We start from the raw sequence: 25257 nt of genomic DNA, 5'->3' as shown, positions 1-25257 counted from the left end.
ATCGGTTAGGAGTTGGGAGCGCAAATGTCAGACCCCAATCATACCAAGATATGCTCAGGTCGCGACGTGCTCGCAGACGGGGACGGCGATCTCGAACGTACTGCCCTGCCCGGGCGTCGATCGCACGTCGATCGTGCCGCGATGCAGCTCCACGATCGAGCGGCAGATCGCAAGCCCGACGCCCATGCCGGCCGCCTTGGTGGTGAAGAACGGCTCGAAAATCTTGCCGCGAACCTCCTCGGACATGCCGCAGCCGCTGTCCTCGATGGTGAGGCGTACCATTCCGTCGCCGGCTTCGGTGGTGTTGATCACGATCCGCCTCGCGCTCTCCTCCATCTCAGCCATCGCGTGAATCGCATTGGTGACGAGGTTGAAGATGACCTGTTGCAGCTGGACGCGATCGGCGGAGATACTTCGCCGCTGATCCGACAGCCCCACCGTGATCTGCACACTGCCGGCGTCGAGGTCCTCGGCGATCAGCCGCATCACCTCTTCGACCACTTCTTCCAGACAGATCGGTGAGAACGTCGCCGGCGCCTGCTTGCCCAGCGAACGCAGCGACTTGACGATATCGGCGGTGCGGCGTCCGGAATTCCTGATCCGGGTCAGCCCTTGGGTCACCTCGCCGATGTCGGGCTGCTCCCTGTTGAGCCAGCGCAGCGCGGCCTCGGTTTGTGCCAGAATGCTGGCGATCGGCTGATTGATTTCGTGCACGATCGAGGCGGCGAAGCTGCCGAGCGCGGTCATCTGCGACGTCCGCCCCAGTTCCGCGCGAGCCTCGCGCAGTTGAAACTCCGCCTCGGCCCGGCGTCGGTTCTCGTCGATCAGGTTGCGATACAGCCGCGCCGCGTCCAGCGAGATTGCCGCCTGCGCGGCGAGCACCTCGAGCATCGCTATGCGGCCGGGAGTGAAGACGTTGGCGGCCAGCGAATTCTCCAGATACAGCATACCGACCAGATCGCCGCGCTTGATGAAGGGGATGCAGGCCAGCGAGCGGGCGGCCCTGCGGCGCGGCCCAGCAGCATCGAGCTGCGGTGCGTCCGTCGAAACGTCGGCGAAGGTGACGGCCTTCTTGATCCGCATCACGGTGTTCAACAGCGCCAAAGGCAGGTCGTCGTCGGTCGGGATCGCGCGGTAGAGGTCGACTCGAATCTCCTGTCTCTCAACTCTCACAGATGCCTCGATACCCGCAACGCCGTCCTGGACCAGCAGGAACAAACCGAACTGTGCACCGGCATGAACGATCATGCTCCGCATCAGGGTTCGTAGCACCTGCTCGAGTCCGACCTCTTCGGCCAGCGTCTGGGCCGCCGCGGTCAGCGCCGCGAGATCGAGTTCGCGCTGGCCGGCGCCGTCCTCCGCCGGAGCGACCCGGCCCGCGTGCTGCGGAAATCGGACGGCGAGATGCGCCGCTTTGCCGATCGCGCCCCATTGGCGATTGCAGGCGCCCGCCGCAATCAGGCAGCCCTGCGCCGGAGCGAACAGCCCCGCCTCCACGTAGTAGTTCCCCGCCAGTTCGTGGGCGAGCGCTTGATCGTGGATGAAGCCGGTTCTCTCCGCCGCACGGGCGGCCCGCTCGTACAATCGCTGCGCGGCTGCGCCGTCGCCGCTCAGCCGGGCGGCCTCGGCATCGAGCAGGAGAGACTTGCTCTCGAACGTGTCCGGATTCAGACGCGCCCATTCGGCGAAGCGCGCGCGGACCGCATCGAGCCGCGCGATCTTGTCGTCGTCTGGACGGCCGCCCGCGATCGAACGACACGACGCCAACGCGAAAAAGAAACGGCACTGCGCCGTGTCGATGTGAGCAGGCGCGGACCAGGCCAGATCCATCGCCTTTTCCAGATGGCGCAGCGCCGCGACATCCCGATTGAACAGGAACGCTGTGACGCCGGCATAGTAGGCGACCCAGAACTGCGTCGCCTTCGAGGTGACGGCGTCCGCATCACGGACCTGATGCCGGTCGCTGTCACCGCTCAGCAGCGCGGTGACGAGGCCCATCTGGGCGTCGAGGATGCGTTCGATATCCTTGTAGCCGATCTCGATGGTGTAGCTGAGGCCCTCCGATATCTCGCCGCGAACGGCGTCGAGCGGCTCGCCGAGCACGAGAAGATTGGAGGCGATATGGTTGCGCGCGTAGCAGGCCATGCCGAGATCGCCCGCGGCCTGTCCGACGCGAGCGCCCTCTCGCGCGCGCTCCAGCGCAAGCCGCATCGGCCTGGTCCAAACGCTGACCTGGTCGAGCGCGATCAGCGCCGCGGCCCGCTGCGCTTCGTAGCCCTCGCGCTCCACCATCCGGCAAGCGACTTCCGCCCAGAGCACCCCTTGCTCATACGCAGCGAAGTGATGCGCCCCGTAGACGCCAAACCATGCCAGCCCATAGGCGGACTCCGGCGTCAGGCCGTAGTCCAATGTGAGCTCGACGATTTTGAGAACGTGAAGAAAGCGAAGGTCGCCGGGAACAAAGGACGCTGAGATCAGCGTCGACAGCAGCGGGAGGGCTGCGCGTGCGATTTCATCGGATGCGTCAGGCAGAGCCAATATCCCGGCAGGCGTCAGTTCTTCCAGCCGCGCCTGGCAAGAGCGATAGAGCTGCTCCAGGTCGGCCAGATCTGGGAGACGCTCGATTTGGATGCCGAGTGCCGCGAGGCCCTGCAACGCCGCCTCGATCGCCGAATCGTATTCGGACCTGATGGTCAGAGCCAGCGCCCGTAGACGATAGGTGTCGGCGATTTCGACAGGCGTGACGGCGACGCTCAGTAAGCCGCCAAGCGCAATGAGTGCGTCCTCGGTATCTGCGAGGGCGAGCAGGCAATCGCATCGCAGCCACTCGATCGCGAACACCGGAAACGCGCAGTCCGGCACCCCGCTGGGCAATCGCAGGTCGCGGGCGACGTCGAGAAATCGCAGCGCCTGCTCGGCCGCGCCGGTCGACCGCGACGTCCTGGCCGCGGTCAAAAGAACCCCGGCGAAGATCACACGCTCGCGGTCCGCCAGCTTGCTTCCGTCGGCACGTGTGATCTGCGTCGCGATGTCGAACGCCAGGTCCGGGCTGCAATCGCCGATTCCGGCAGCAAGCAAATAGCGTGCGATACGCAAATGCTCACTCGGCCTGCGCTCCTCCGGCGTGAGCGAATAGGCCGCCTCGCGAACGCGGTCGTGCGAGAATGTGAGATATTCCCCGGCGCGCGAGATGAGATTGGCCTGCACCAGACTGTCGACCAGCTTGCGTACTTCATCCGACGACATCGCCGTCAGGCCGGCCAGAACCTCGATCGATCCGCGCCGGCTGAGACAGGCGAGATGACGAAGCACCTCGCGCTGGCGCTTCGGCAGTGCCTCGAGCCGCCGCGCCATGAATTCGATCACCGTGAAGCCCTGAAACAGGCGGGCCTGGTCCCAAACCCACTGCTGTCGCGCGCCGTCGAATGAAACGATCTGCTCGTCAGTCAATTTCTGCACGAGCTGGCCGATGTAGAACGGACTGCCGTTGGTCTCGCGATGAATGATCGCCGACAGCTCTCCGACCTGCTCCACCGGCTGGTCGAGGGCGAAAGCGATTAGTTCGCGCGTATCGCCCGGCGACAACGCCGCGAGGTTCATCTCGGTGCAGGGAATGCCGGAGGCGCGCGCTTCGTCGGACAGCGAACGCCAGGGGCCGTCGCTGCGTTCGTGGCTGCGATGACTGCAGATGAGCAGGATGTGCGAGGAACGCGCGTCGAGCAGCGCCTTGGCGACGTCGAGACTGGCGCCGTCGAACCATTGCAGATCGTCGAGAAACAGGATCAGTGGCGTTTGCGCAGAGGCGAGCGCCACGAAGGTCTCGCGGATGATGCGCGTGGTGCGAACCTGGGCGAGATGGGCAGGCACCTCGGGCAGAGGCCGACTGCTCCCCGACAGCAGCGTGACATCGGGGATGAGTTCGGTCAGCAGCCGGCCGCAACCGGGGACCTCGGCGAGGCGGCTACGTATCACCTCGCGCGCCTCGCGGTCCCCGGCCACGAGGCTGATCATGGCCGATCGCAGCGCCTGAACAATGGGCGCGTAGGGGATTGCCTTGCGCAGCGGGTCGCCCTTGCCGACAGCGCTGATGGCGTCGCCTTGACCGACGCGCTTCAGCAGACGGCCGACGAGAGCGGATTTTCCAGCGCCCGGCGGCCCCGACAACAGCACGACTTCGGCCCTGCAGGATTGCCGCACATTGTCCAGCGAACGAACCAAGCTGTCGAGTTCAGCGTTACGGCCAAACAACGCGTCGGCGAGACGGGCCCGGACGGCCAGCTTTCCGGACGGATAAAGAAGAGTGTCCTCCCCGCCTGCCGCTCCACGCAAGGCTGCTATCCGTGCAATCTCGGCCTGCAGCTCGCTCGCGGTCTGATAGCGCTGGCCGGGATCTTTCGCCAACAGCTTGAGCAGAACTGCATCGATCGCAGGCGGAATACGCCCCCGGATGTGGCTCGGCGGCAGCACATCGATCGCCACATGGGCGTGTAGCCAGTCGGCAATGCTCGCCGCGAGCAGGGGCGGACGACCGACCAGAAATTCGTAGAGGATCACTCCCAATGCATAGAGGTCGCTTCGCGTATCCAGCACGGGATGATCACGCCGGGCCTGTTCTGGGGCGGCGTACTTGAAGTCGATCCGCGGCAGCCCGGACATATCGGGCGCAAGCTCTTGCCCGGTCAGGCGCGCCCGGCCAAACTCCGCAAAACGGACGAGGCCGTTCTCGTCGAGCAGGACTTTGCCAGCGTCCAGGGTGCCGTGAACGACGTCACAGGCATGCACGCGCGACAGCGCAATGGCCGCAGCCTCTGCAATAGCGAGAAAGCAATCGACCGCGACCTCGCCGATCGGCAACGATGCCAATGCGCGACGGGCGGCCGGATAGACAAGGACGACCTTGTCGCTATTGCCGACATACGCGGGTAACTCGGCCGCGGCGGCGCCCACGCGGGCCGCGATCGTCGCCTCGCGCTCCAATCGGGCCGCTGCAAAAGTGCCCGCTGCCGCGCTGCGGATGCGCCAGGTTCGCCCGCTCTTCTCCTCCGCCAGATGCGTTTCGATCCCGTCAGCCAAGCCTGTGAAGGATAAAGCGAGTTCGGACCACCATTGGCGATTGATCGCCTGGTAGGGCCGCGGCTCCTCCGAGCTGCACCGCGCCTCGCCGTGACATGTCTGCTGCGAGGTTGCCAAGGTCGGGTTCCACAGCTGTTGATGACCTGAAGGACAAGCCTATCTCCACCGGCTGGCTCGGTCTTTGCTTGGACAAGCGACGTTTTGGCCAGGATTGATATGCTTGATCCGGCCGGAGCCCGGGTCCAGATTGCCAAGGGGCGACGGGATGCAGCCGATGAGCCTGAGGACGAGGACCAGATGACCAGACTGGAGGCGTTCGGGGATCGAAAGTTTCCAGCCGCCGAGCTTATTCTGAGCTCCGAAGGACGAGGCTGGGACGGCATCGGCACACAGGTTCGACGTCATCCCGCCGGCGAGATCCCGGTGCCGGTTCCCGACCAGATGGAGGTCACCCTCGCCATCGCCGGCTCACAGACAGGACGCGTGGAGCGTCGCTCCGGCAGCGCGTTTCAGAATACGACGGCGCGACCGGGCACATTGTGGTTCTGCCCCATTGGCGTCACCGAGGATTCGATCCGGATCACCGAAACGCTGCCGATGGTGCAGCACGTCTTCCTTGCAAAGTCGCAGTTCGACAGCCTTTCCGAGCTGAGTTCGAGATCGCTGTCGCCTGCGAACATCGCCTATCTGGCGGACGTCAACGACGAGCTGGTCCGCCAGATCTGCCAACGGATCTATCGGGAGGCGCAGGAAGAAACCAGCAGCGGCAAGATCCTGATCGACTGCCTCGCCCAGTCCCTGGTGGCGCATCTCGTTTCCGACTATTCCCACGACAGCCGGATCCACCTCGGCCCCGACAGCGGACCATCGAAGCTCGACGATGCGAGGCTGCGCCGGGTGCTGGACTACATTTACGACAACATCGACCAGGACCTGTCTCTGTCGAAGCTGTCAGAGGTCGCCTGCCTCAGCAAACATCATTTTGCACGGGCGTTCCGGGAAGCGACAGGAACGCCGCCCTACCGCTTCATCAGTGAGCGCAGACTCGATCACGCGCTGAACCTGCTCAAAGACAGCCGACTGAGCTTGGCGGAAATCGCCTACATCTGCCGGTTCTCCTCACAGGCAACCTTCACCCGGGCGTTTCGACGCCATGTCGGCACTTCGCCGGGTGAATATCGACATCTCTCCCGCACCTGAGCCTGGGGCGCCGGCCTAGAGCTTCTCCGGTTCCAATAGGATCAGAACCGGAGCTCTCGATTTTTGTTTTGACGCGTTTTCTTCACGCGAACCGTGTCCACTTCGCTCGATAACGTTCTAGATGCATCGCCGCGATGCTACTCCGCTGGCGGCGGCACGATCGGCTTCGCGCCGGCTGGAGCGCTGTTTGGCTGGATCGACACCGTCGCCGTGAGGCCCGCAGCGAGCACGATCGACGGTGGTACATCCTTCAAAGCGATCCGGACCGGGACGCGCTGCGCCAGCCGCACCCAGGTGAACACCGGGTTGACCGTGGCGAGGCCGGACGGATCGGACTCGGCGTTGGGGACCGCGATACCCCGCTCGATTCCGACGACCTCGCCCGCGAGTGTCTGCGGATACGCCATCAGCGCGACCCGCGCCCGGTCGCCGACGCGAATGCCGCGAAGCAAGGTTTCCTCGAAATACGCATCGACCCAGAAACTGTCGCTATCGACGATCGACAACGCGCGCTGGCCGCTGGTGGCGTAGTCGCCCGCCTGGGTGACCAAATTGGTGACGTAACCGTCGACCGGAGAGATGATCTCCGTCCGGCTGAGTGCCAGCCGCGCCTTGTCGAGGTTGCTGAGCGCCTGACGCAAGGCCGCAGCTGCCATGTCGGCCGCGGCCGCATAGATCTGCTGCTCCTCCTTTGAGACCGCGAGGGACGAGAGACGGTCGCGCCGTTCGGCTTCGGCCTGCTTGTTGGCGAGGTCGGCCCTGGCGCTGGCGACGGTCGCTTCCGCGCTCGCCAGCGCGATCTGGAAATCGACCGGATCGATCTTCATCAGCGGATCGCCCTTGCGGACGTACTGCGCCGCCTTGACCGAAAGCTCCGAAATGCGGCCCGACACCTGAGGCGTCACGCCGACCACGTAGGCCCGCACGGTGCCGTCGCGCGTCCACGGCGCAGCCATATAGGCCTGCCACAGCATCCGCCCCATATAGGCCGCTGCAGCGATCGCGGCGAGCGTGGCCAGGACCGAGAGCACCTTCCCAACCGAAAGCCGGCGTGCTGCAGGAGTATCAACGGCCGTCATTGATGAGCTCCCGAGACGACGACGACGATCGAGAGGATGATGACGTAAATCGACAGATTGAAGAGACCCGGGTGCCAGACCCACCGGCCCAGCTGCAGCCGCGCGCCCAAGATGCCGAGCGGAACGGAGGCCGCCCACGCGATCAGCATCATCACCACGAACGGCGCGACGTAGACGCCGAATAGATTGACCTCCCGATACATCACATCGGCCCCCTCACCTGAATGCCTTGAAGAACGGCTGCCAGCCACGGAACGGAGTCGCCAGCAGCACTGGATGGTTGTCGATCGCGTCGATGATGACGGCGATGTGGGACTGGCTGGCGATCCAGCGCCGGTGGTCCGCATCGTCGGGCGGATCGAGCGCGAGGCTCTGGCCGCGCCATGTCACCAGCATCATCCGCGCGTCCGCCAAATGGCCATCGGCCAGCGCCGTCAGGGCGGCTCGGAGCAGGCTCAGCGCGCGGTCGCCCGAAACCTCTTGTTCGAGGCGGAGAGCTGCACGACCGACTGCATGGAGCGCGAGCAGATCGGCGACGTCGTCCGCCGTCGCCTTCGAGGGCAGAAGCTCGATGCGCCGCGCCATCAGCGCTGTCCAACGACGCTGATCGGTCGTACTCCGAAGCGACAGCAGCCGACGCAGATCGCGCAGCGAGAGACCGATCAAGCGGCGCAGCCGAAGGCTCGGCGGCACAACCGGGATGGCGACGAAGAACATCGCTCCCACCGCACTTCCGGACACGATCGCCAGCGCGAGATTGAAATACGCCGAAGCGTCGTAGGTGATCGGGTTTCCGACGCCGAGCAGCGGCAGCGACGAGATCGTCATCGCCAGGAAGACGACGCTGTGCCACGGCCCCGCTTGCATCACGCCGAGCACGATGAACAGCACCGACAGCACGGCGATCAGCGCCGCGAAGCTCGATAGCGCCGGCAGCACGCCGAAATAGAGCACGCTTCCTACCACGGCCATCAGTGCGACGCCGATCGTGTAGTCCTTGGCGAGATCACCCGCGTGGTCTCCGAACGAGGCGAAAATCAGCGTAGCGACCGCGGTAAAGACGATCGCAAACGGCCCCGACGGCCAGGCCGTCACCACCCAGAACCAGGTGACCGCGAGGATCGCTGCGGCCGTCCGGGCCCCGTTCACAAGCGCGGGCAGCGGGTCGGCGACAACGAAGGACGCCCGCGGTGTCCGGCCGTTGCTACCGACAGCCCCCTTAGCCAGCATGCCGTCGGCCGCGGCGGCGAGGCCTTGGACGACGTCGCGAGCCGCAACCACGATCGGCGCATCGACATCGCTACTCCGTGTCGCGTCGATGCGGCCGAGCGCGGTGCGGCAGCTATCCCGGAAGCCCGCCGGATCGCTCTGAAATCGGGCCGGATCGATTGCAGCGAGCGAGGCGCGCAACTCGCCGCGGCTGGTCGTCTCCGCCACGCTGGACCGCTCGCCGAAACGAGCCGCATTTCGCCAGCTGGTCAGTGCATCCAGAAGCGCGAACGGAATTCGGCGCAACCGAGCGCGATCGGCGAGCACCGGCGATTGCTCACCCAAGGCTGCGTCGATGGCGAGATTGAGCGGGCCCAATTCGCGCGCGAGGGCGATGCGTGCGGCACGACTATCAGCGGCACCGCGACCTGAGGTGACATCCGTGGAGAAGCCAGCGAGGAGATTCGCCGAGATCCGGCCGAGCGTCTGGCACAGCTGTCGCCGGGCCGACCCGGAGCCGGTCAGCATCGCGACGACAGTGGCCGACCAGATGCCGATGTAGATCTCGCCTACACGGACGATCGCGAGAAAGGGAGCCGAGGAGGGATCCGTCACGGTGTCGGCGAAGATGATGGCGCTGGTGATGCCCGCCAGCGCAGCCGCGTAGGCCGCCAGATTGCGCAGCAATGTAGCGGCCGCCGCGCATAGGCCGCAGAACAGCGCGAGCAGCAGCAGCGCCGGTTCGCGCTGCTGGGGAAACGCGGCCAGCAGCGCCACCATGACCAGAGCGCCGAGTGCCGATCCGATCGCGCGAAAGCGACCTTTCTGGATCGATGCGCCGAGATTGGGCTGGCAAACGATCGCTGCCGTCGTCGCCGCCCAGAACGCGTTCTGCAATTCGAGATAATAGGTGGCGAACAGCGCGAGACAGACCGAGGCCGACAAGCGCAGACCGAACAGCACACGGGGAGCCAACGCTTGGAGACGCGACAGCACCGCCTGCCGCAAGCCGTGCCAGAAACGCCGAGCCTCGCGGCCGCTGTGGTCGAATACGCTCATCTTGGCCGGACACCTCGAGGCTGGGAGCATCCCAGATGGATCCGGCGCGTGACGAGCTCCATCATACGATGGTTTGCCAGCGCAGGTTGATCGTTCTCCGATGAGATAAGCGCCTTTCGCGGGCGACACGGCGTAGTTGATACCAACCATGGTTTGAGTGACCAGCCGTTCGAATCCGAACAACCGCGAAATAATTGGAAAAGAACATCACGAACCAGGGCGCAAATGGCTTGTGCACGGCAAGTGGTTGCCGATCAAGTGAGGATGGAACGATGAAGAAGCTCTTGATGCTGTCGGTTGTTGGCGTCGGCATGCTCACCGCGAGCGCGGCCTCGGCCGCTTCCTACAAATGGTGCATCGATTACGGCACCGCCGACGCGCTGGAATGCGAATATCGCACGCTCGCCGCGTGCCGGGCCACCGCCTCGGGCGTTGGCGGCGAGTGCACCGTCAATCCGCATCTGCTGTTCGGCAACGCCAGCACCGCCCAGTCGGCGCGCTGACAACGGCAGATCGAACCAAAAGGGAGCGCCAGCACACTGCGGCGCTCCCTTCGTTCTTCGGCATAGCGGCGCGGGCTCCCATGCTGAGGTGCGCTCTGCAAGTGAGGATCGCAATCCAGCGCCGACGTCCTCACGGCTGGATCTTGTATCTCACGCTGAGATTTTGAGGCCGTCAGGCCGACTTCATATCGTCAAGTCGACATCGACCCGGCTCGCGCGCCGGGCGTTCGCGCGACGCGCGTCAGCGAACGTAGCCACGCCGTCTTCTGAAGCAGGGATCCGTTCGTGCGTCCGGGGTCCCCAAGGCAGTTCGCTGTCGTCTCGTCGACACGCGTTGCACCTGCGACCAGCGTCGCTTCGGGAACTATTCAGGTAACGAGATTATCGGACACTGCATGGAAGGTTTGACCGGGAAATCGACGATCAGCCTCGTCCCCGGACGATTGTCCTCATAGCGGATGGTCGCGCCGATACGGTCCGCCGCGAGATCGATCACGCGGCTTCCGAAACCAGACTTGGTAGCCCCATCATCGACTGAACGTCCACACCCGGTATCGGCGATCGACATCGCTCCTCCGCCCAGACCGTTGCGGCGGATTTGAATGATGACATCGCCACATCGCCCGTCGCTGTAGGCATATTTGCAGGCATTGACGACGGCCTCGGCGGCAATGAGGCCAAGGCTCGTTGCCGTTTCGGGCGGCACCGTCATCGGGATGAGGTCCGCAAGCAGTCTGCCCGAATTGAGAGACGGCAGGCACAGCGGGCGAAGCTCCCGGATCAGCGAAATCAGATAATCGGCCAAATCAAGAGAGTCTTCACCCAGGGACGTGGAATAGAGCCTGCGATGCACTCCGGCGATTGCCTGTATTCTCAAGCCCGCCATTTCCAGGCTGCGACGCGCCTGGTCGTCTTGGAGCTGCAAACTCTCCATCGAAATCAGCGACGCAACCATCTGCAGACTGTTAGCGATCCGATGATTGCACTCGGCATTCATGTATAGTCCGGCCGGGCTATCGATGAGCACCGACGTCCCGCCGTGAATGGAAGCCTCGCCAATCATTGTTTGTCTCTCCACGATTGTGGGCGGATTATGCCATTCGGCTTGGTAAGCAATACTGTACTCAGGTGTTAAATCAGCTGACCTTGGTCGTGAAACGCCCGAGGACGCGAGACAAGACAGGCAGCAGCGACGAACCGATCGGGCGATGGACTCGCCCGGAAGCGCCACCGATTGCAACGAATAGCGGCCGGGTTCTACGGGACGACGGCGTGGACGCCGAACTGATCGGAATGCGAACTCTGCGGCAGCACCGTCTCGCGCCACTTCGCCGGCGTCACACCGGTGATCTTCTTGAAGACCGTGGTGAAGTGCGCCTGCGTCTGAAATCCGACCTGAATGGCGATCTGGATGATCGGCTGGTTGGCGTCCAGGAGCAACTCTTGCGCCGCCGCGATGCGCCGCTGCAGCAGATACTGATGGGGCCGCATGCCGGTTGCGCGCAAGAACAGCGCCGCAAAGTGCATGCGGCTCAGCCGTGCCGCCGCGGCCATGTCGGCCAGCGTCACCTTCTCGCCGAGATGCATGGTGACGTAGTCGTAAACCAACTTGAGCCGCCACTTCGGAAGACCGGCCGCCGTCGTTTGCGGCTCGTGGACGGCGCCGGTGTGTCCCTCGATGCTGAGGCGACGAACCACCGTGACGAGGCGGACGGCGTCGGCGTAGAGCGCCGAGAATTCCGATGGATCGCGCTCTGCGGCCGCCAACGCCTCGGACAGCCGGGCCGCCACCGGATCCTGATCGCCGGAGACGGTCTGACCTTCAGGGGCAAACGAACGAACGAGATCGGGAAAGCTCAAGACTGTCTCTCGGCTCTCGTTCGCGACTCGGCATCGCCATCCCTGCTGGATCGCCGGAGTGGCCGCAGCGTCGCCCGTCACGATGCTGATCGACGCAGCGATGCTCTTGAAATCAATTTTCTCGGGCCGGGGATGCGGCGGCTCGTCCTGTCGGCGATCGCCGGCGCCCAATTGGATGCCCCCGTCCCGCTGGTGCGGCTGTGCTTCACGAACGAACTGACAGGACTGATGCGACACGGTCGACCTCCATATTGACGGTCACGCGCCACGTTGCGCGCTTCCTTTATATGAAGGGGGGCGTTCGACCGAACATCATACGAATGTATGCGCAACCTGACCCACATGATGAGCCCGCGAGAGGTGCCACCTGCCCAGCCACATTCGAAACGCGACCGTGAGCGCCAGGTCCTAACTGACGCTTCAAACGTAGCGCGGGATCGGCCCATTGTGCGGGGTCATGCGGTCCGACAGGTCGAACATGACCTCGTCGACATAGCACCACCCCCATCCTTCCGGCGGGTCGTAGCCCTCGATGATCGGATGACCGGTCGCATGGAAATGCCGCGTGGCGTGCTTGTGCGGAGAGTCATCGCAACATCCGACGTGACCGCAGGTTCGACAGATCCGCAAGTGGACCCACGGGCTGCCGATCTTCAGACACTCCTCACAGCCGAGCGCGCTCGGCGTGACGGTACGGATCCCCGCGACATGTCTGCATCCCATCGTCATGTGCATTTCCCTCGTTGTGGCCGTGCAGGATCGCGAACTGATTTGAATTCAATGTCCGGCGCTTCGCCGAAGCAAAGCGCCGGACATTCAATTTGGCCATCGCGACATCAGCGTGGCGGAAACTCCGGCACCGGTTTGGTCTTGCCGCGGAACAGCCAGTAGCCGTAGCCGATATAGGCCAGGATGATCGGCCCGATGATCACGACAGCGCCGGCGACGATGACCTGCGTCCTGTGCATCGACGACGCCTGCCAGATCGTCATCACGCCCGGAATAGCTTCGGGCCACACGCTGGCGCCGAGCCCGGCGAGCGAGGTGACGAACAGCAACAACGACAATGCCAGCGGCGCCCATTCGCGTTCGCTCCAGCGCGTCAGCAGAATGCCGATCCCGGCCAGGACCGCGATGATTGGCAGCGGCGCCAGCAACAGCGCATCCGGCCACGCAAACCAGCGCTCGGCGATCTGCGGCTTGGCGAACGGCGTCCAGACACTGATCAGCACGATTGCGGCGCCGGCGCACAGCAGCGTCGGCAGCATCAGTTCGCGGCCGAAATTCTGCGTCGATCCGCTCGTCTTCCAAACCAGCCAACAGGCACCGAGCAGGCCGTAGGCGGCGACCACGCCCAGTCCCGTCGCGATCGAAAACAGCCCGAGCCAGTCGAACGGACCACCCGCGAATGCGCCGTCCGACACCGTGATGCTGCGTCCGACGAAGGCCCCGAGGACGGCGCCCTGGCAGAACGCCGCAATGAATGACCCGGCCGCGAAGGTCGCCGACCAGACGATCTGGAATCGGCCGCCCTGCGAGCGGAATTCGAACGCTACGCCGCGAATGACCAGCCCGAACAGCATCAGGCACAGCGGCACGTAGAACGCCGGCAGCAGGATCGCGAACGCGAGGGGGAAGGCGCCGAGCAGCACCATGCCGCCGAGCACCAGCCAGGTCTCGTTGCCGTCCCAGAACGGCTTGAGCGTCGCCATCATCGCGTCGCGATCGGACGCGCGCGGCGCGAACGGAAACAGGATGCCGACGCCGAGGTCGAAGCCGTCCAGCACGACGTAGAGCCCGATCACGATCGCCGCGGCGACGGCGAAGAAGGACGCAAAGTCGAAGTTCGCCAGCATGCTCATTTCGCACCTTCAGGGGTTGGGGAGGTCTGTCCAAGCGCGGCCGCCACGGTCGCCAGCGGCACGGCCGGATGAGTCGGCAGTCCGCTCATCGGACCGCGCCACGCCAGCCGGCCGGCGTACCAGAAGAAGCCGAGCAGCAGGCAGTTGTAGAGCACGAAGGCGACCGCCATCGAACTGGCAACGGCGCCGGTGGCGAGCGGCGACACCGCCTCGGCCGTGCGGAAATGCCCGTAGATCACATAGGGCTGCCGGCCGACCTCGGTGACCACCCAGCCCGCCAGTGTGGCGATGAAGCCGAGCGGGACGCAGCCCATGCAGGCGATCTGATACCAGCGCGTGGTGTAGAGCCGTCCTCGCCAGCGCAGATACAAGCCGGTGAACGCGACCGCGAGCAGCAGTATCCCGCAGCCGACCATGACGCGGAAGGCCAGGAACACCGGGAGCACAGGCGGTCGCTCCGACGCCGGCACTTCCTTGAGGCCCTTGACCTCGCCATTGAGCGAATGCGTCAGGATCAGGCTGCCGAGCAGTGGGATTTCGAGCGCGTAGTCGTTACGCTCGGCCTTCTCGTCCGGCCATGCGATCAAGTTGATCGGCACGCGGCGCGCCGTGTCCCAGCGCGCCTCGATCGCGGCGAGCTTCATCGGTTGATATTTGCGGGTGTTCAGCCCGTGCTGATCGCCGATCAGCATTTGCGCCGGCATCAACACCGCCAACAGGCCGAGGCAGACCGAGAACGCCTTGCGGGCCGCAGGCTGATCGGCGGGACGCCCGCGCCACAGCCAGAACGCCGAGACGCCGGTCACCACGAAGCCGCCGGTGATGAAGCTTGCGGTGATCATATGCGCCAGCCGGTAGGGCATCGACGGATTGAACACCACGCCCCAGAAATCGGTGGCGACGAACCGGCCGTCGGCCGTCGTGGTGAAGGCGGTCGGCGTCTGCATCCAGGAATTCGCCGAGATGATCCAGAACGCCGACAGCACCGTGCCGATCGCGACGATCAGGCAGGCGACGAAGTGCAGCTTCTCCCCAACCCTTTCCTGGCCATACAGCATCACGCCGATGAAGCCGGCTTCGAGGAAGAACGCGGTCAGCACCTCCATCACGAACAGCGGTCCGATCGCATCGGCGGTCGCCCGCGCGTAACCGGACCAGTTGAGCCCGAGCTGATAGGAAATGACGACGCCGGTGACCACGCCCATGCCGAAGGCGAGCGCGAACACCTTGGTCCAGAACCGTACCAGATCGCGGTACACCGGATTGTGCGTGCGCAGCCACAGAGCGCTCAGCACAACGATGAACCAGGCGATGCCGATGGTGAAGGCCGGCCACAGGATGTGATAGCCGATCGTGAACGCGAACTGCAGTCGGGAGAGAAGGAGCTGATCCATCGGGTGAGCCTGTTCAGTTCATTCGGTGGGGGAAGTGGGCGAAGGTTGCGCAGCGACCATCTCGGTCGGAGGTCTGCCGACGATCCCGTCGCGCGCCACCGTCCGATCGCCGGCGAGCGGCGCCGCCGCGGGCGTGATCTTGACAGGGATCGATTTGTAGGACGGCGTCAGGCACTCCGGATCGCGGAAGTCGAGCGCCACCAGCGGCTGAATCTCCGGGTAGTAGGAAGCGCAGCAGCCGTCCGGCAGATTGTAGCTGACGAGTGTAAGGCCTTGGACGACGCGGTCGGCCCGCGCGTGGTCCAGCGCAGTGGCGACATCGACGACGTCGCCTTCGGCGAAGCCCAGCCGCGCGAGGTCTCGGGGATTGACGAACAACACGTCGCGGCGGCCGAACACGCCGCGGTAGCGATCGTTGAGGCTGTAGATCGTGGTGTTGTACTGATCGTGCGCGCGTAGCGAGGTCATCCGCAGCACGTCAGGGTCCGCGGTCGTCTCGTCCTCTTCCAGGCCGGCGAAGATGGCGAAGTTCGCCCTGCCGGTCGGCGTATTCCAGATCCGCATTGCAGCCGAGTTCGGAAGCTGAAAACCGCCCGGCTTGCGGATGCGATCGTTGTAGGCCTCGAACTCCGGAAACACTTCTTCGATGGCGTCACGGATGAGGTCGTAGTTGCCGGCGAGCGCATCCCAATCGACCCGGGTCCCGCCCGCCAGCGTCGCCTTGGCGATGCCGGCGAGAATCGCCGGCTCAGAACGCACTTGATCGCTCGGCGGCGTGAGGAAGCCACGCGAGGCGTGCACCATCGACATCGAATCTTCGACGGTGAGCGCCTGCCGCCCGGAGGCCTGGATGTCGGCGTCGGTGCGGCCCAGCACGGGGAACAGATAGGTCGTCTTGGCCGCCAGAAGGTGCGTGCGATTGAGCTTGGTGGCGAGGTGCACGGCGAGATCGAGCCGACGGAATCCCGCAAAGCACGCCTGCGGATCAGAGGCCGCCATTGCCAAATTGCCGCCGAGGCAGATCACCGCCTTGGCGTGGCCGTCGCGCATCGCCGCGATGCTGTCGACGACCGAATGGCCGAACGCCCGTGGCGGCTCGAAGCCGAACACGTCGCGCAGCCGGTCGAGCAACTGCGCCGACGGCCGCTCGGTGATGCCGACCGTGCGATCGCCCTGCACGTTGGAGTGCCCGCGCAGCGGACAGACGCCGGCGCCCGGCTTGCCGATGTTGCCCTTCAGCAGCAGCAGATTGACGATCTGCTGCACATTGGCGGTGCCAGTGACGTGCTGGGTGACGCCCATGCCGTAGCACACGATGGTGGCGTTCGAGATCGCATAATCGTCGGCGATCCGCTCCAGATTGGCACGCGGCAATCCGCAAGCGCGCTCGATCGCCGACCAGCTGCAGGACTCGAGGTCGGCGACCATCGCGTCGAATCCTGCGGTGTGGCCGGCGATGAAGGTATGATCGAGCAGCGGCGCCAGATCGGCGGCCCGCGCCGCCTTGTCCTTCGCCACCAGCGCCTTGCAGATTCCCTTGAGCGCGGCAGCGTCGCCGCCGACCTTGACCTGGAAGTAGCAAGAGGCGATCGGCGTCGACGAGGTGGTCGCCATCTCGATCGGCGCCTGCGGCGCCTCGAAGCGCTCCAGCGCCCGCTCGCGCAGCGGATTGAGCACGATGATCTTGACGCCGCGCCGCGAGGCGTTGCGCAGCGGCGTCATCATGCGCGGATGATTGGTACCGGGATTGTGGCCGATCGAAATGATCAGTTCGGCCTTGTCGAAATCCTCGAGCGTGACGGTGCCCTTGCCGATCCCGATCGAGCGCGGCAGGCCGACCGAGGTCGCCTCGTGGCACATGTTGGAGCAGTCCGGGAAATTGTTGGTGCCGAATTGGCGGCCGAACAGCTGAAACAGAAACGCCGCCTCGTTCGAGGCGCGGCCGGAGGTGTAGAGTTCGAGCTGATTGGGATCGTCGAGCGAATTGAGGCGCGCGGCGATGTCGTGGAACGCCACCTGCCAGTCGACCGCTTCGTATTTGTCGGTTGCAGCGTTGTAGCGCAGCGGATGGGTGAGCCGGCCCTGATCCTCGAGCCAGTAATCGGATCGCTCCCACAGCGATGCGACCGTATGCTGCGCGAAAAACTCCGGGCCGACCCGCTTCGGGGTCGATTCCCAGGTCACCGCCTTGGCGCCGTTCTCGCAGAACTCGAAGGCGGACGTGTGCTTGGGATCCGGCCAGGCGCAGCCCGGACAATCGAAGCCGTCGGGCTGGTTCTGCTTCAAGAGAGTCGGAACGCCGTCGACGACGAGCTGCTGCTGCTTCAGCGCGACGGCCAGCGCCTTCAGCGCTCCCCATCCGCCGGCCGGCTCCTCGTAGTCTCGAATTCCCTCTGGTCGCCGCTTTGTCACCATGCACCCTCTGCGAGAATTGGCAGCGGGACGCGTATCCCGTGCCTGTCTCAGGTGGTGACATCGGAGGCCAATGCATTTTCATTTCGCATTGCGGAGTGCGAAACGAACACCCGAAGAGTTGGTAATCGGGAGGCATCCGCTGTCGTCCGGGCGCGCGGCGGCAGGCGTCCGGCTCGGACGCGATCGACACGAAGATGCGCCGCCAAAGCTGGCGCGGCGCATCTTCATTCTTCCACTGCCGCTGTACCTAGCGGGGCAACAAATTCTGCTCGGCGAGATCGATCACTTCGTCGCCGCGCCCGCTCATCACCGCGCGGACCAGCCACAGGCTGAAGCCCTTGACCTGCTCGGCACCGATGGTCGGCGGCATCGACAGTTCCTGCTTGGCGGTGACGACGTCGAGCACCGCGGGGCCGTCGTGAGCCAGCACTTCGGCCACCGCGGCCGGCAGATCGCCGGGATCCTCGACCCGCACGCCGTGAATGCCGACCGCCCGCGCCATCGCGGCGAAATCCGGATTCTGCAGATCGGTGCCGAGCTCGACGAAGCCGGCGGCCTTCATCTCCAGTGCCACGAAGCCGAGCACGCCGTTGTTGAAGATCACGATCTTCACCGGCAACTTCATCTGCGTCAGCGTGATCAGGTCGCCCATCAGCATGGTGAATCCGCCGTCGCCGGACAGCGAGATCACCTGCCGACCCGGCTGCGCCGCCTGGACGCCGATCGCCTGCGGCAGCGCGTTCGCCATCGAGCCGTGCGCGAGGGAGCCGATCAGGCGGCGACGACCATTCATCTTTAGATAGCGCGCCGCCCAGATCGTCGGCGTGCCGACGTCGAAGCTGAATACCGCGTCCTCGGCGGCGCTGTCGCTGATCAGCTTGGCAAGATATTGCGGGTGGATCGGCTTGCGGCCGGGCGCGCCCTTGGCGAGGTCGTCGAGACCGTTTCGGGCCGACACGTAATGTGCCACGCAATGGTCGAGATGGCCGCGATCGGTCTTGGTCATCAGCTTAGGCAACAGCGCTGCAATGGTCTCGCGCACGCCGCCGACGACACCGAGGTCGAGCTTGCAGCGCCGGCCGAGCTGTTCGGCGCGGAGATCGACCTGGGCGATCTTCACATCGCCCGGCAGGAACTGCTTGTACGGGAAGTCCGTGCCCAGCATCAGCAAGACGTCGCAGGCGTGCATCGCCTCGTAGCCCGACGAAAACCCGATGAAGCCGGTCATGCCGACGTCGTAGGGATTGTCGTATTCGACGTGCACCTTGCCGCCGAGCGCATGAACGATCGGGCTCTTCAGCGCTTCGGCGAGCGCCATCAGCTCGTCGTGCGCGCCGGCACAGCCGCGGCCGCAGAACAGCGTGACCCTGCCGGCGCCGTTGAGCAACGTCGCCAGCGCCTCGATCTCCGCCTCGCCCGGCGTGACGACCGGTGCCGGCGGCAGCAAGCCCGAGACCGGCGACACACCGCGCCCCGTCGCCTCACGCAACGCCACGTCGCCGGGGATCACCACGACGGCGACGCCGCGACGGCCGATCGCGGCGCGGATCGCGTTCTCGATGACGAAGTCGAACTGATGCGGATCGGTGATAAGCTCGCAATACACGCTGCATTCACGGAACAGATTCTGCGGATGCGTCTCCTGGAAGTAGCCGCCGCCGATCTCGGCCGACGGAATCTGCGCCGCGATCGCCAGCACCGGCGTACGTGTCCGCTGCGCGTCGTAGAGGCCGTTGATCAGATGCAGATTGCCCGGGCCGCAGGAGCCGGCGCAGACCGCCAGCTCTCCGGTGATCTGGGATTCGCCGGCGGCGGCGAAGGCCGCGACTTCCTCGTGGCGAACGTGCACCCACTGGATTCCACCGTGCTCGCGCAACGCCTCCGTCAGTCCGTTGAGGCTGTCTCCGACGACGCCGAAGATGCGCCGAACTCCGGCTTGATGAAGAATCTCGACAATTCGATCCGCGACCTTGGGCATGTACCCTATTCCCTGACTGAGCTGTGAAGGATCAGCGATGCGGCGCGACCACCGCACCGCGAGTCCCGCCTTCACCGATTGAAAGCTTCGAGCAGGTGGAAAGCCGCGCGCCGAATCACAAGACTGGTTCATCCAAGGCCCACGCGACGTGCCGAGCAGGGCTGCGATGCTCTCAGGCCCGCTATGGAGCGCCTGTGCCGTGCAAACTTGCAAAATCGCGCGGCACCGCAGTCCAACTGTCTGATCGATCTCCGGCTGTAATGCACCGCCGATTGCGCTCCGCTTGCCCCGCCTGCAGGCGTCGAAGCCGCGGCTCGGACAGCGGCACGGTGCGGCGTTAATTCGTCAGGCTCGCAAGGACGTTGACCATGCGCAAATCCGTCATTCTCGCCTCCACGCTGGCCGGAGCCGCGCTTGCGGCAAGCCTCTGGTACATCCGACAAGACGAGTCCGTCGCAGCATCAGCCGTGGTGCCGGTGCCGAGCGCAGCGGTGCCGGTGATTACCGCGAGGGTCACACGCAGCGATGTGCCGATCTATTTGCGCGGCATCGGGACCGTCGTCGCCTACAACACCGATGTGGTCCGCAGCCAGATCCAGGGCCAGCTCACCGCGATCGATTTCACCGAAGGGCAATTCGTCAAAGCCGGCGACCTGTTGGCGCAGATCGATCCGCGTCCCTATCAGGCGCAGATCGCACAGCTGACCGCTAATCGCGACCGCGACGCTGCCCACCTCGCCAATGCCAAGGCAAATCTCGATCGAGATACTCAGCTCGGCGACAAGGGCTTCGCCAGCACCCAAGCGATCGAGACCCAGCAGGCGAAGGTCTCTCAGCTTCAGGCTGCCGTAGAGGCCGACCAGGCGGCGATCGATCAGGCCAACGTTCAGCGCGGCTACACCCGCCTAACCTCGCCGATCCCCGGCATCACTGGCGTTCGGCAAATCGATATCGGAAATATCATTCATCCGACCGATCCCAATGGTTTGGTGGTGGTGACCCAGATCGAGCCGATCTCCGTTCTGTTCGCTTTGCCCGAAGCCGATCTACCCCGGATTCAGACTCAGATGGCCAAGGGCTCCCTCCCGGTGATCGCCTATACTCAAGACGGCCGGACCAGGCTCGACGAAGGCAAGCTTCTGCTAGTCAACAACCAGATCGACCAGGCGACCGGCACCGTGCAGCTCAAGGCGGAGTTCGCCAACACCGAGCATCGACTGTGGCCGGGCCAGTTGGTCACCGTCAATCTGCTGCTGACGACGCGAAAGAATGCCGTCACCATCGCTGGCTCCGCCGTGCAGCAGGGGCCGAATGGCTCCTACATCTACGTGGTCTCACCGTTGGGCACCGCCGAGATGCGGCCTGTGACAATCGGTCAAATCAGCCGTGGACAGGCGCTGATCGACTCCGGCCTTGCCGGCGACGAGACGGTGGTGGTCGACGGCCAGTATCGACTGAGAGACGGAAGCCAAATTCGGCCGCTGCATGGCAAGGCGGCGCAGGAAGCCGATCTGCAGAGCGCCATTCAGGACGCCCTGCCATGAATCTCTCGGCTCCCTTCATCAGCCGTCCAATCGCGACGTCGCTGTTGATGCTCGGCCTGCTGCTGTGCGGCCTTGCGACTTATCGGCTTCTCCCGGTCGGCGCTCTGCCGAACGTCAATTATCCGACCATCCAGATCTCTGCGCAGCTGCCGGGCGCCGATCCGCAGACCATCGCCTCGTCGATCGCGACGCCGCTGGAGCAACAGCTCAGCCAGATCCCCGGCGTCGTGCAGATGACGTCCTCGAGCGCGCTCGGCGTCGCGCAGCTGATCGTGCAGTTCGATTTGTCGCGGAACATCGACAGCGCAGCGACAGACGTGTTGGCCGCAATCAACGCCGCGAGTCCCTACCTGCCACCGAATATCCCCTACCCGCCGACGATCCGCAAAGTGAACCCGGCCGAAACGCCGGTGATGCTGCTGGCACTGACGTCCGACAGCCTGCCGCTCACCACCGTCGACGCCTATGCGGAAAACATCCTGCTGCCGAAGATCTCGCAGATTCCCGGCGTCGGGCTGGTCGGCATCGGCGGCCAGCAGAAGCCGGCGATCCGCATCCAGGTCGATCCTGAGGCCTTGGCGGCGCGCGGCCTGAGCCTCGAGGAGGTCCGCAGCGTCGTCGCCGGCGCCAATGTCGAACTGCCCAAAGGCACGCTCAACAGCCCGCGCGTCACCTACACCCTCAACACCAACGACCAGCTGCTCAAGCCGGACCAATATGACGCGCTGATCATTGCCTATCGCAACGGATCGCCGGTGCGGATCCGCGACATTGGCAAAGCGGTGGAAGGGCCGGAGAACGACCTGCTGGCGGGCTGGTACAACAAGGATCGCGCCATCATTTTGGCGGTTCAGCGCGTGCCGGGCGCCAATGTCATCGCGACGGTCGACCGGATCAAGGCGCTGCTGCCCCAGCTCCAGGCGTCGTTGCCTCCCGCCATCAAGGTGACGATCGCGGCCGACCGGACGCAGACGATCCGCGCCGCGGTCTCGGACGTGCAGCACACGCTGCTACTGACCATCGGCCTCGTCGTCATGGTGATCTTCCTGTTTCTGCGCAACATCTGGGCGACGGTGATTCCGGCTGTCACTGTGCCGCTATCGCTGGTCGGCAGCTTTGCGGTGCTCTATCTGCTCGGCTACAGCCTGGACAATCTGTCATTGATGGCGCTCTCCATCGCGGTCGGGTTCGTGGTCGACGACGCCGTGGTGGTGATCGAGAACATCGTCCGCCATATCGAGAACGGCCTCAGCCCGATGCAGGCGGCGATCAAGGGATCGGGCGAGATCGGCTTCACCATCGTGTCGATCACGCTGTCGCTGATCGCGGTGTTCATCCCGCTGTTCCTGATGGGCGGCTATGTCGGCAAGCTGTTCCAGGAATTCGCCGTCACCATCACCGCCTCGCTGATCCTGTCGCTGATCATCTCGCTGACCTTGACGCCGATGATGTGCGCCCGGCTTTTGAAGGACGAGACCCACAAGCGGCACGGACGGATCTACCTGGTCGTCGAGCGGGCGTTCGAGTCGCTGTTGGCGCTGTACGCACGCGGATTGCGCGTTGTGCTGCGGCATCGCTTCTCGACGCTGATGGTGATGCTCTCCACCATCGCGCTGACCGGCTACCTCTATATCGTGATCCCAAAGGGCTTCTTCCCGCAGGAGGACACCGGGCAGATCGTCGGCATCACCGAAGCCTCACAGGACATTTCGTTTCCGGCGATGTCCGAGCGCCAGCAGGCGATCGTCGGCGTGCTGCTGAAGGATCCGGCGGTGCAGTCGGTCGCCAGCTATATCGGGCCGGGCGGCCCGACCGCGACGCTGAATCAAGGCCGCATCTTCATCATCCTGAAGCCACGCGCGCAGCGCAATGTCAGCGCCGACCAGATCATCGCCCGGCTCAAGCCGGAGCTGGCCCGCATTCAGGGTGTCGAGCTTTACATGCAGTCGGCACAGGACATCACGATCGGCGCCCGGCTGTCGAAGACACAGTATCAGTACACGCTGACGGATGCCGACTCCGCCGAGCTGGCCCATTGGGCGACGATCTATCTCGCTAAGCTCAAGCAGATCCCGGGCATCTCTGACGTCGCCAGCGATCAGGCAAATGCGGGACCGCGGCTGGACATCACGGTCGACCGCCAGGTCGCCTCCAGCTTCGGCATCCTCCCAAGTACGATCGACAATACACTCGACGATGCCTTCGGCCAGCGCATCGTCTCGACGATGTTCACCTCGCTGAACCAGTATCACGTCATCCTGGAGGTCGATCCGCGCTACCAATACGGCCCAGATGCGTTGCAACGGATCTACGTGCCATCGTCGGGCGGCCAGCAGGTGCCGCTCAGCACGCTGGTGACCAGCAAGATCGTGCCGAGCCCGATCCTGATCAATCACCAGAGCATGTTCCCCTCGGTGACGCTGTCGTTCAACCTGCAGCCCGGGATCGCACTCGGCGATGCCGTGGCGGCGATCAAGGCTTTCGAAAAGTCATCCGGCAAGCCGGCGGCGCTGGCGACCTCATTCCAGGGCAACGCCCAGGCATTTCAATCGTCTCTGGCCGGCACGCCGCTGCTGATCGGCCTCGCGCTGATCGTGATCTACATCATCCTCGGCGTGCTGTACGAGAGCCTGATCCATCCGATCACAATCCTTTCGACCTTGCCGTCGGCCGGCATCGGCGCACTGCTGCTACTGATCGCGATGAAGATAGATCTGAGCGTGATCGCGCTGATCGGCATCATCCTGCTGATCGGCATCGTCAAAAAGAACGGCATCATGTTGGTAGATTTCGCGCTCGACGTCCGGCGCACTCGCGGACTGTCGGCAGAAGATTCGATCTATCAGGCCTGCACTTTGCGATTCCGCCCGATCCTGATGACCACAACGGCGGCGATTCTGGGCGGCCTGCCGTTGATGCTCGGCTCCGGCACCGGATCGGAGCTGCGGCAGCCGCTCGGCACCGCCATCGTCGGCGGACTGCTGCTGTCGCAAGTGCTGACACTGTACACGACGCCCGTCGTCTATCTCTATCTCGACGCGCTCGGAGACCGCATCGCGCGGCTGCGATCGCGCGCCGGCACGCCCACGACGCCGCCTGCGCTGCCGATCGATGACATCAACACGCCTCCGCCGTCGAGCATTTGAGGTGCAGACAATGACGCTCGAAGCCTGTTTGTTGGTCGGTGTCGGCGGCGCCATCGGAGGCGCTTCCCGCTTCGTCGTTTCGGATGCGGTCGGACTGCGATGGGGTACGACGTTCCCCTGGGGCACACTCGTCGTCAACGTCACCGGCGCGTTGCTCATCGGCGTCTTCGTCGGCTGCGCCCGGGTCTATGCGGGCGCATTCGACAGCTTGCTCACACGAGATCTGATCATCACCGGCGTGCTCGGCGGCTACACCACGGTGTCGTCGTTCAGTCTGCAGACCATCAACCTGGTGCTCGACCGTCGCGCGGGGCTCGCCGTGCTGAACGTGATCGCATCGACCACGCTGTGTCTGATCGCCGTGGCACTGAGCTATTTCGGCACGATCTGGGCCGTGGGCGGAGGAGCCTGACCATGCCGGCCTCGCGCATCGTTCTCTGCACCGCCGTCGCGCTCGGCAGCGCACTCGGGGCGCTGTCGCGGTTCGCCTCGGCGGCGATTATCATGGATGTCGGAGGCGGCGGCGATCTGATCGCGACCGCCGTCGTCAATATCGTCGGCTCGTTCATCATCGCGCTTTACGCCACGCTGACGGATCGGCGCGGGGCTTTCCCCGCGAGCGAGGTGTCGCGTCAGTTCGTGATGGCGGGATTCTGCGGCGGCTTCACGACGCGGTCGCTGATGGGTCTGGAGACATTCACGCTCATTCTGGATCGTCACCCGCTCTTGGGAATCGCCTATGTGACCGGCGTCGTCACACTCTCACTGCTCGCTGCCGCAGGCGGATATCGATTGGGCCGTTCGTTCGAGCCTGGCGCTGAGGTCAAGACGATCGAAGAATGCCGGGCGCTGTCATGACGTATGCCGTTCACAACCCGCCCTGCGCGATCGTTCGATAGCGGAACCTCTGCAAACTCGGCGTGCAATTGGACAAG

17 protein-coding genes are annotated in these 25257 nt (G+C 64.6%); 6 read left to right on the top strand and 11 right to left on the bottom strand.

Features of this window, described 5'->3' with window-relative positions; all coding sequences use genetic code 11:
- Positions 1-54: 54 nt before the first annotated feature.
- Positions 55-5190 (bottom strand): ATP-binding protein, encoded by a 5136-nt coding sequence (locus VRZ08_RS21325; RefSeq protein ID WP_414533815.1) that lies wholly within the window; start codon positions 5188-5190, stop codon positions 55-57.
- Between the two features lie 99 nt (positions 5191-5289).
- Between VRZ08_RS21325 and VRZ08_RS21320 the strand changes: the two genes are divergently transcribed.
- Entirely contained in the window at positions 5290-6273 is a 984-nt protein-coding gene (locus VRZ08_RS21320) for a helix-turn-helix domain-containing protein (RefSeq protein ID WP_414533814.1), read from the top strand.
- A gap of 137 nt (positions 6274-6410) precedes the next feature.
- On the opposite strand, the gene VRZ08_RS21315 is transcribed toward VRZ08_RS21320, so the two are convergent.
- From VRZ08_RS21315 to VRZ08_RS21305, 3 genes are read right to left on the bottom strand one after another with little or no spacing between them, the layout of a single operon-like run.
- Positions 6411-7304 carry an efflux RND transporter periplasmic adaptor subunit gene (locus tag VRZ08_RS21315; protein WP_414533813.1) on the bottom strand — a complete coding sequence of 298 codons (894 nt, stop codon included), beginning with the start codon at positions 7302-7304 and terminating at the stop codon, positions 6411-6413.
- Positions 7305-7348: 44 nt separating this feature from the next.
- Entirely contained in the window at positions 7349-7555 is a 207-nt protein-coding gene (locus tag VRZ08_RS21310) for a DUF1656 domain-containing protein (protein ID WP_011156887.1), read from the bottom strand.
- Positions 7556-7568: 13 nt separating this feature from the next.
- Positions 7569-9620, bottom strand: coding sequence for an FUSC family protein (locus VRZ08_RS21305; protein ID WP_414533812.1), 2052 nt, complete (start codon positions 9618-9620; stop codon positions 7569-7571).
- Positions 9621-9892: 272 nt separating this feature from the next.
- Here VRZ08_RS21305 and VRZ08_RS21300 point away from each other — a divergent pair, with 272 nt between their 5' ends.
- Entirely contained in the window at positions 9893-10123 is a 231-nt protein-coding gene (locus VRZ08_RS21300) for a DUF3551 domain-containing protein (RefSeq protein ID WP_107354647.1), read from the top strand.
- 364 nt (positions 10124-10487) lie between these two features.
- Here VRZ08_RS21300 and VRZ08_RS21295 read toward each other — a convergent pair whose 3' ends face one another.
- The 7 genes from VRZ08_RS21295 to poxB form a co-directional block, all read right to left on the bottom strand.
- Complete coding sequence (locus VRZ08_RS21295; protein ID WP_264054642.1) at positions 10488-11186, bottom strand: sensor histidine kinase; 699 nt, start codon at positions 11184-11186, stop codon at positions 10488-10490.
- Between the two features lie 194 nt (positions 11187-11380).
- The gene (locus tag VRZ08_RS21290; RefSeq protein ID WP_234803353.1) at positions 11381-11983 is read right to left on the bottom strand and encodes a helix-turn-helix transcriptional regulator; all 603 of its coding nucleotides are present in this window, start codon (positions 11981-11983) and stop codon (positions 11381-11383) included.
- Positions 11984-12403: 420 nt separating this feature from the next.
- Positions 12404-12712 (bottom strand): UBP-type zinc finger domain-containing protein, encoded by a 309-nt coding sequence (locus tag VRZ08_RS21285; protein ID WP_011156882.1) that lies wholly within the window; start codon positions 12710-12712, stop codon positions 12404-12406.
- Between the two features lie 107 nt (positions 12713-12819).
- Positions 12820-13845, bottom strand: a complete 1026-nt coding sequence (locus VRZ08_RS21280; RefSeq protein ID WP_414533811.1) for a cytochrome d ubiquinol oxidase subunit II — start codon at positions 13843-13845, stop codon at positions 12820-12822.
- Positions 13842-15239, bottom strand: a complete 1398-nt coding sequence (locus VRZ08_RS21275; protein WP_414533810.1) for a cytochrome ubiquinol oxidase subunit I — start codon at positions 15237-15239, stop codon at positions 13842-13844. Before VRZ08_RS21275 ends, VRZ08_RS21280 begins: the two co-directional genes overlap by 4 nt.
- 18 nt (positions 15240-15257) lie before the next feature.
- On the bottom strand, positions 15258-17651 hold the full coding sequence (locus VRZ08_RS21270; protein WP_414533809.1) for an FdhF/YdeP family oxidoreductase: 2394 nt from the start codon (positions 17649-17651) through the stop codon (positions 15258-15260).
- A gap of 250 nt (positions 17652-17901) precedes the next feature.
- Entirely contained in the window at positions 17902-19632 is a 1731-nt protein-coding gene (poxB, locus tag VRZ08_RS21265) for a ubiquinone-dependent pyruvate dehydrogenase (protein ID WP_414533808.1), read from the bottom strand.
- Positions 19633-20000: 368 nt separating this feature from the next.
- On the opposite strand from poxB, the gene VRZ08_RS21260 reads away from it, so the two are divergent.
- The 4 genes from VRZ08_RS21260 to VRZ08_RS21245 are packed head-to-tail and all read left to right on the top strand — an operon-like array spanning position 20001 to position 25180.
- Complete coding sequence (locus tag VRZ08_RS21260; RefSeq protein WP_414533807.1) at positions 20001-21176, top strand: efflux RND transporter periplasmic adaptor subunit; 1176 nt, start codon at positions 20001-20003, stop codon at positions 21174-21176.
- Complete coding sequence (locus VRZ08_RS21255; RefSeq protein WP_414533806.1) at positions 21173-24322, top strand: efflux RND transporter permease subunit; 3150 nt, start codon at positions 21173-21175, stop codon at positions 24320-24322. The genes VRZ08_RS21260 and VRZ08_RS21255 overlap by 4 nt, the downstream gene beginning before the upstream one ends.
- A gap of 10 nt (positions 24323-24332) precedes the next feature.
- Positions 24333-24734, top strand: a complete 402-nt coding sequence (gene crcB / locus VRZ08_RS21250) for a fluoride efflux transporter CrcB (protein WP_414533805.1) — start codon at positions 24333-24335, stop codon at positions 24732-24734.
- A 2-nt stretch (positions 24735-24736) separates the two neighbouring features.
- On the top strand, positions 24737-25180 hold the full coding sequence (locus VRZ08_RS21245) for a fluoride efflux transporter FluC (RefSeq protein WP_414533804.1): 444 nt from the start codon (positions 24737-24739) through the stop codon (positions 25178-25180).
- The last annotated feature ends 77 nt before the right edge of the window (positions 25181-25257 follow it).

It is taken from the genome of Rhodopseudomonas sp. G2_2311 (assembly GCF_047501505.1).
In the GTDB taxonomy this organism is placed as follows: Bacteria; Pseudomonadota; Alphaproteobacteria; order Rhizobiales; family Xanthobacteraceae; genus Rhodopseudomonas; species Rhodopseudomonas palustris_H.
Note: the sequence above shows the minus strand (reverse complement) of the source record. Positions and strands in the feature narration are given on the sequence as shown.

Bases quoted from the DNA above. Each gene is read 5' to 3' on its own strand.
- VRZ08_RS21260 (WP_414533807.1), top strand. From the start codon at position 20,001: ATGCGCAAATCCGTCATTCTCGCCTCCACGCTGGCCGGAGCCGCGCTT.
- VRZ08_RS21295 (WP_264054642.1), bottom strand. From the start codon at position 11,186: ATGATTGGCGAGGCTTCCATTCACGGCGGGACGTCGGTGCTCATCGAT.
- VRZ08_RS21310 (WP_011156887.1), bottom strand. From the start codon at position 7,555: ATGTATCGGGAGGTCAATCTATTCGGCGTCTACGTCGCGCCGTTCGTG.
- VRZ08_RS21285 (WP_011156882.1), bottom strand. From the start codon at position 12,712: ATGACGATGGGATGCAGACATGTCGCGGGGATCCGTACCGTCACGCCG.
- VRZ08_RS21320 (WP_414533814.1), top strand. From the start codon at position 5,290: ATGCTTGATCCGGCCGGAGCCCGGGTCCAGATTGCCAAGGGGCGACGG.
- VRZ08_RS21245 (WP_414533804.1), top strand. From the start codon at position 24,737: ATGCCGGCCTCGCGCATCGTTCTCTGCACCGCCGTCGCGCTCGGCAGC.
- VRZ08_RS21275 (WP_414533810.1), bottom strand. From the start codon at position 15,239: ATGGATCAGCTCCTTCTCTCCCGACTGCAGTTCGCGTTCACGATCGGC.
- VRZ08_RS21305 (WP_414533812.1), bottom strand. From the start codon at position 9,620: ATGAGCGTATTCGACCACAGCGGCCGCGAGGCTCGGCGTTTCTGGCAC.
- crcB (WP_414533805.1), top strand. From the start codon at position 24,333: ATGACGCTCGAAGCCTGTTTGTTGGTCGGTGTCGGCGGCGCCATCGGA.
- VRZ08_RS21300 (WP_107354647.1), top strand. From the start codon at position 9,893: ATGAAGAAGCTCTTGATGCTGTCGGTTGTTGGCGTCGGCATGCTCACC.
- poxB (WP_414533808.1), bottom strand. From the start codon at position 19,632: ATGCCCAAGGTCGCGGATCGAATTGTCGAGATTCTTCATCAAGCCGGA.
- VRZ08_RS21255 (WP_414533806.1), top strand. From the start codon at position 21,173: ATGAATCTCTCGGCTCCCTTCATCAGCCGTCCAATCGCGACGTCGCTG.
- VRZ08_RS21280 (WP_414533811.1), bottom strand. From the start codon at position 13,845: ATGAGCATGCTGGCGAACTTCGACTTTGCGTCCTTCTTCGCCGTCGCC.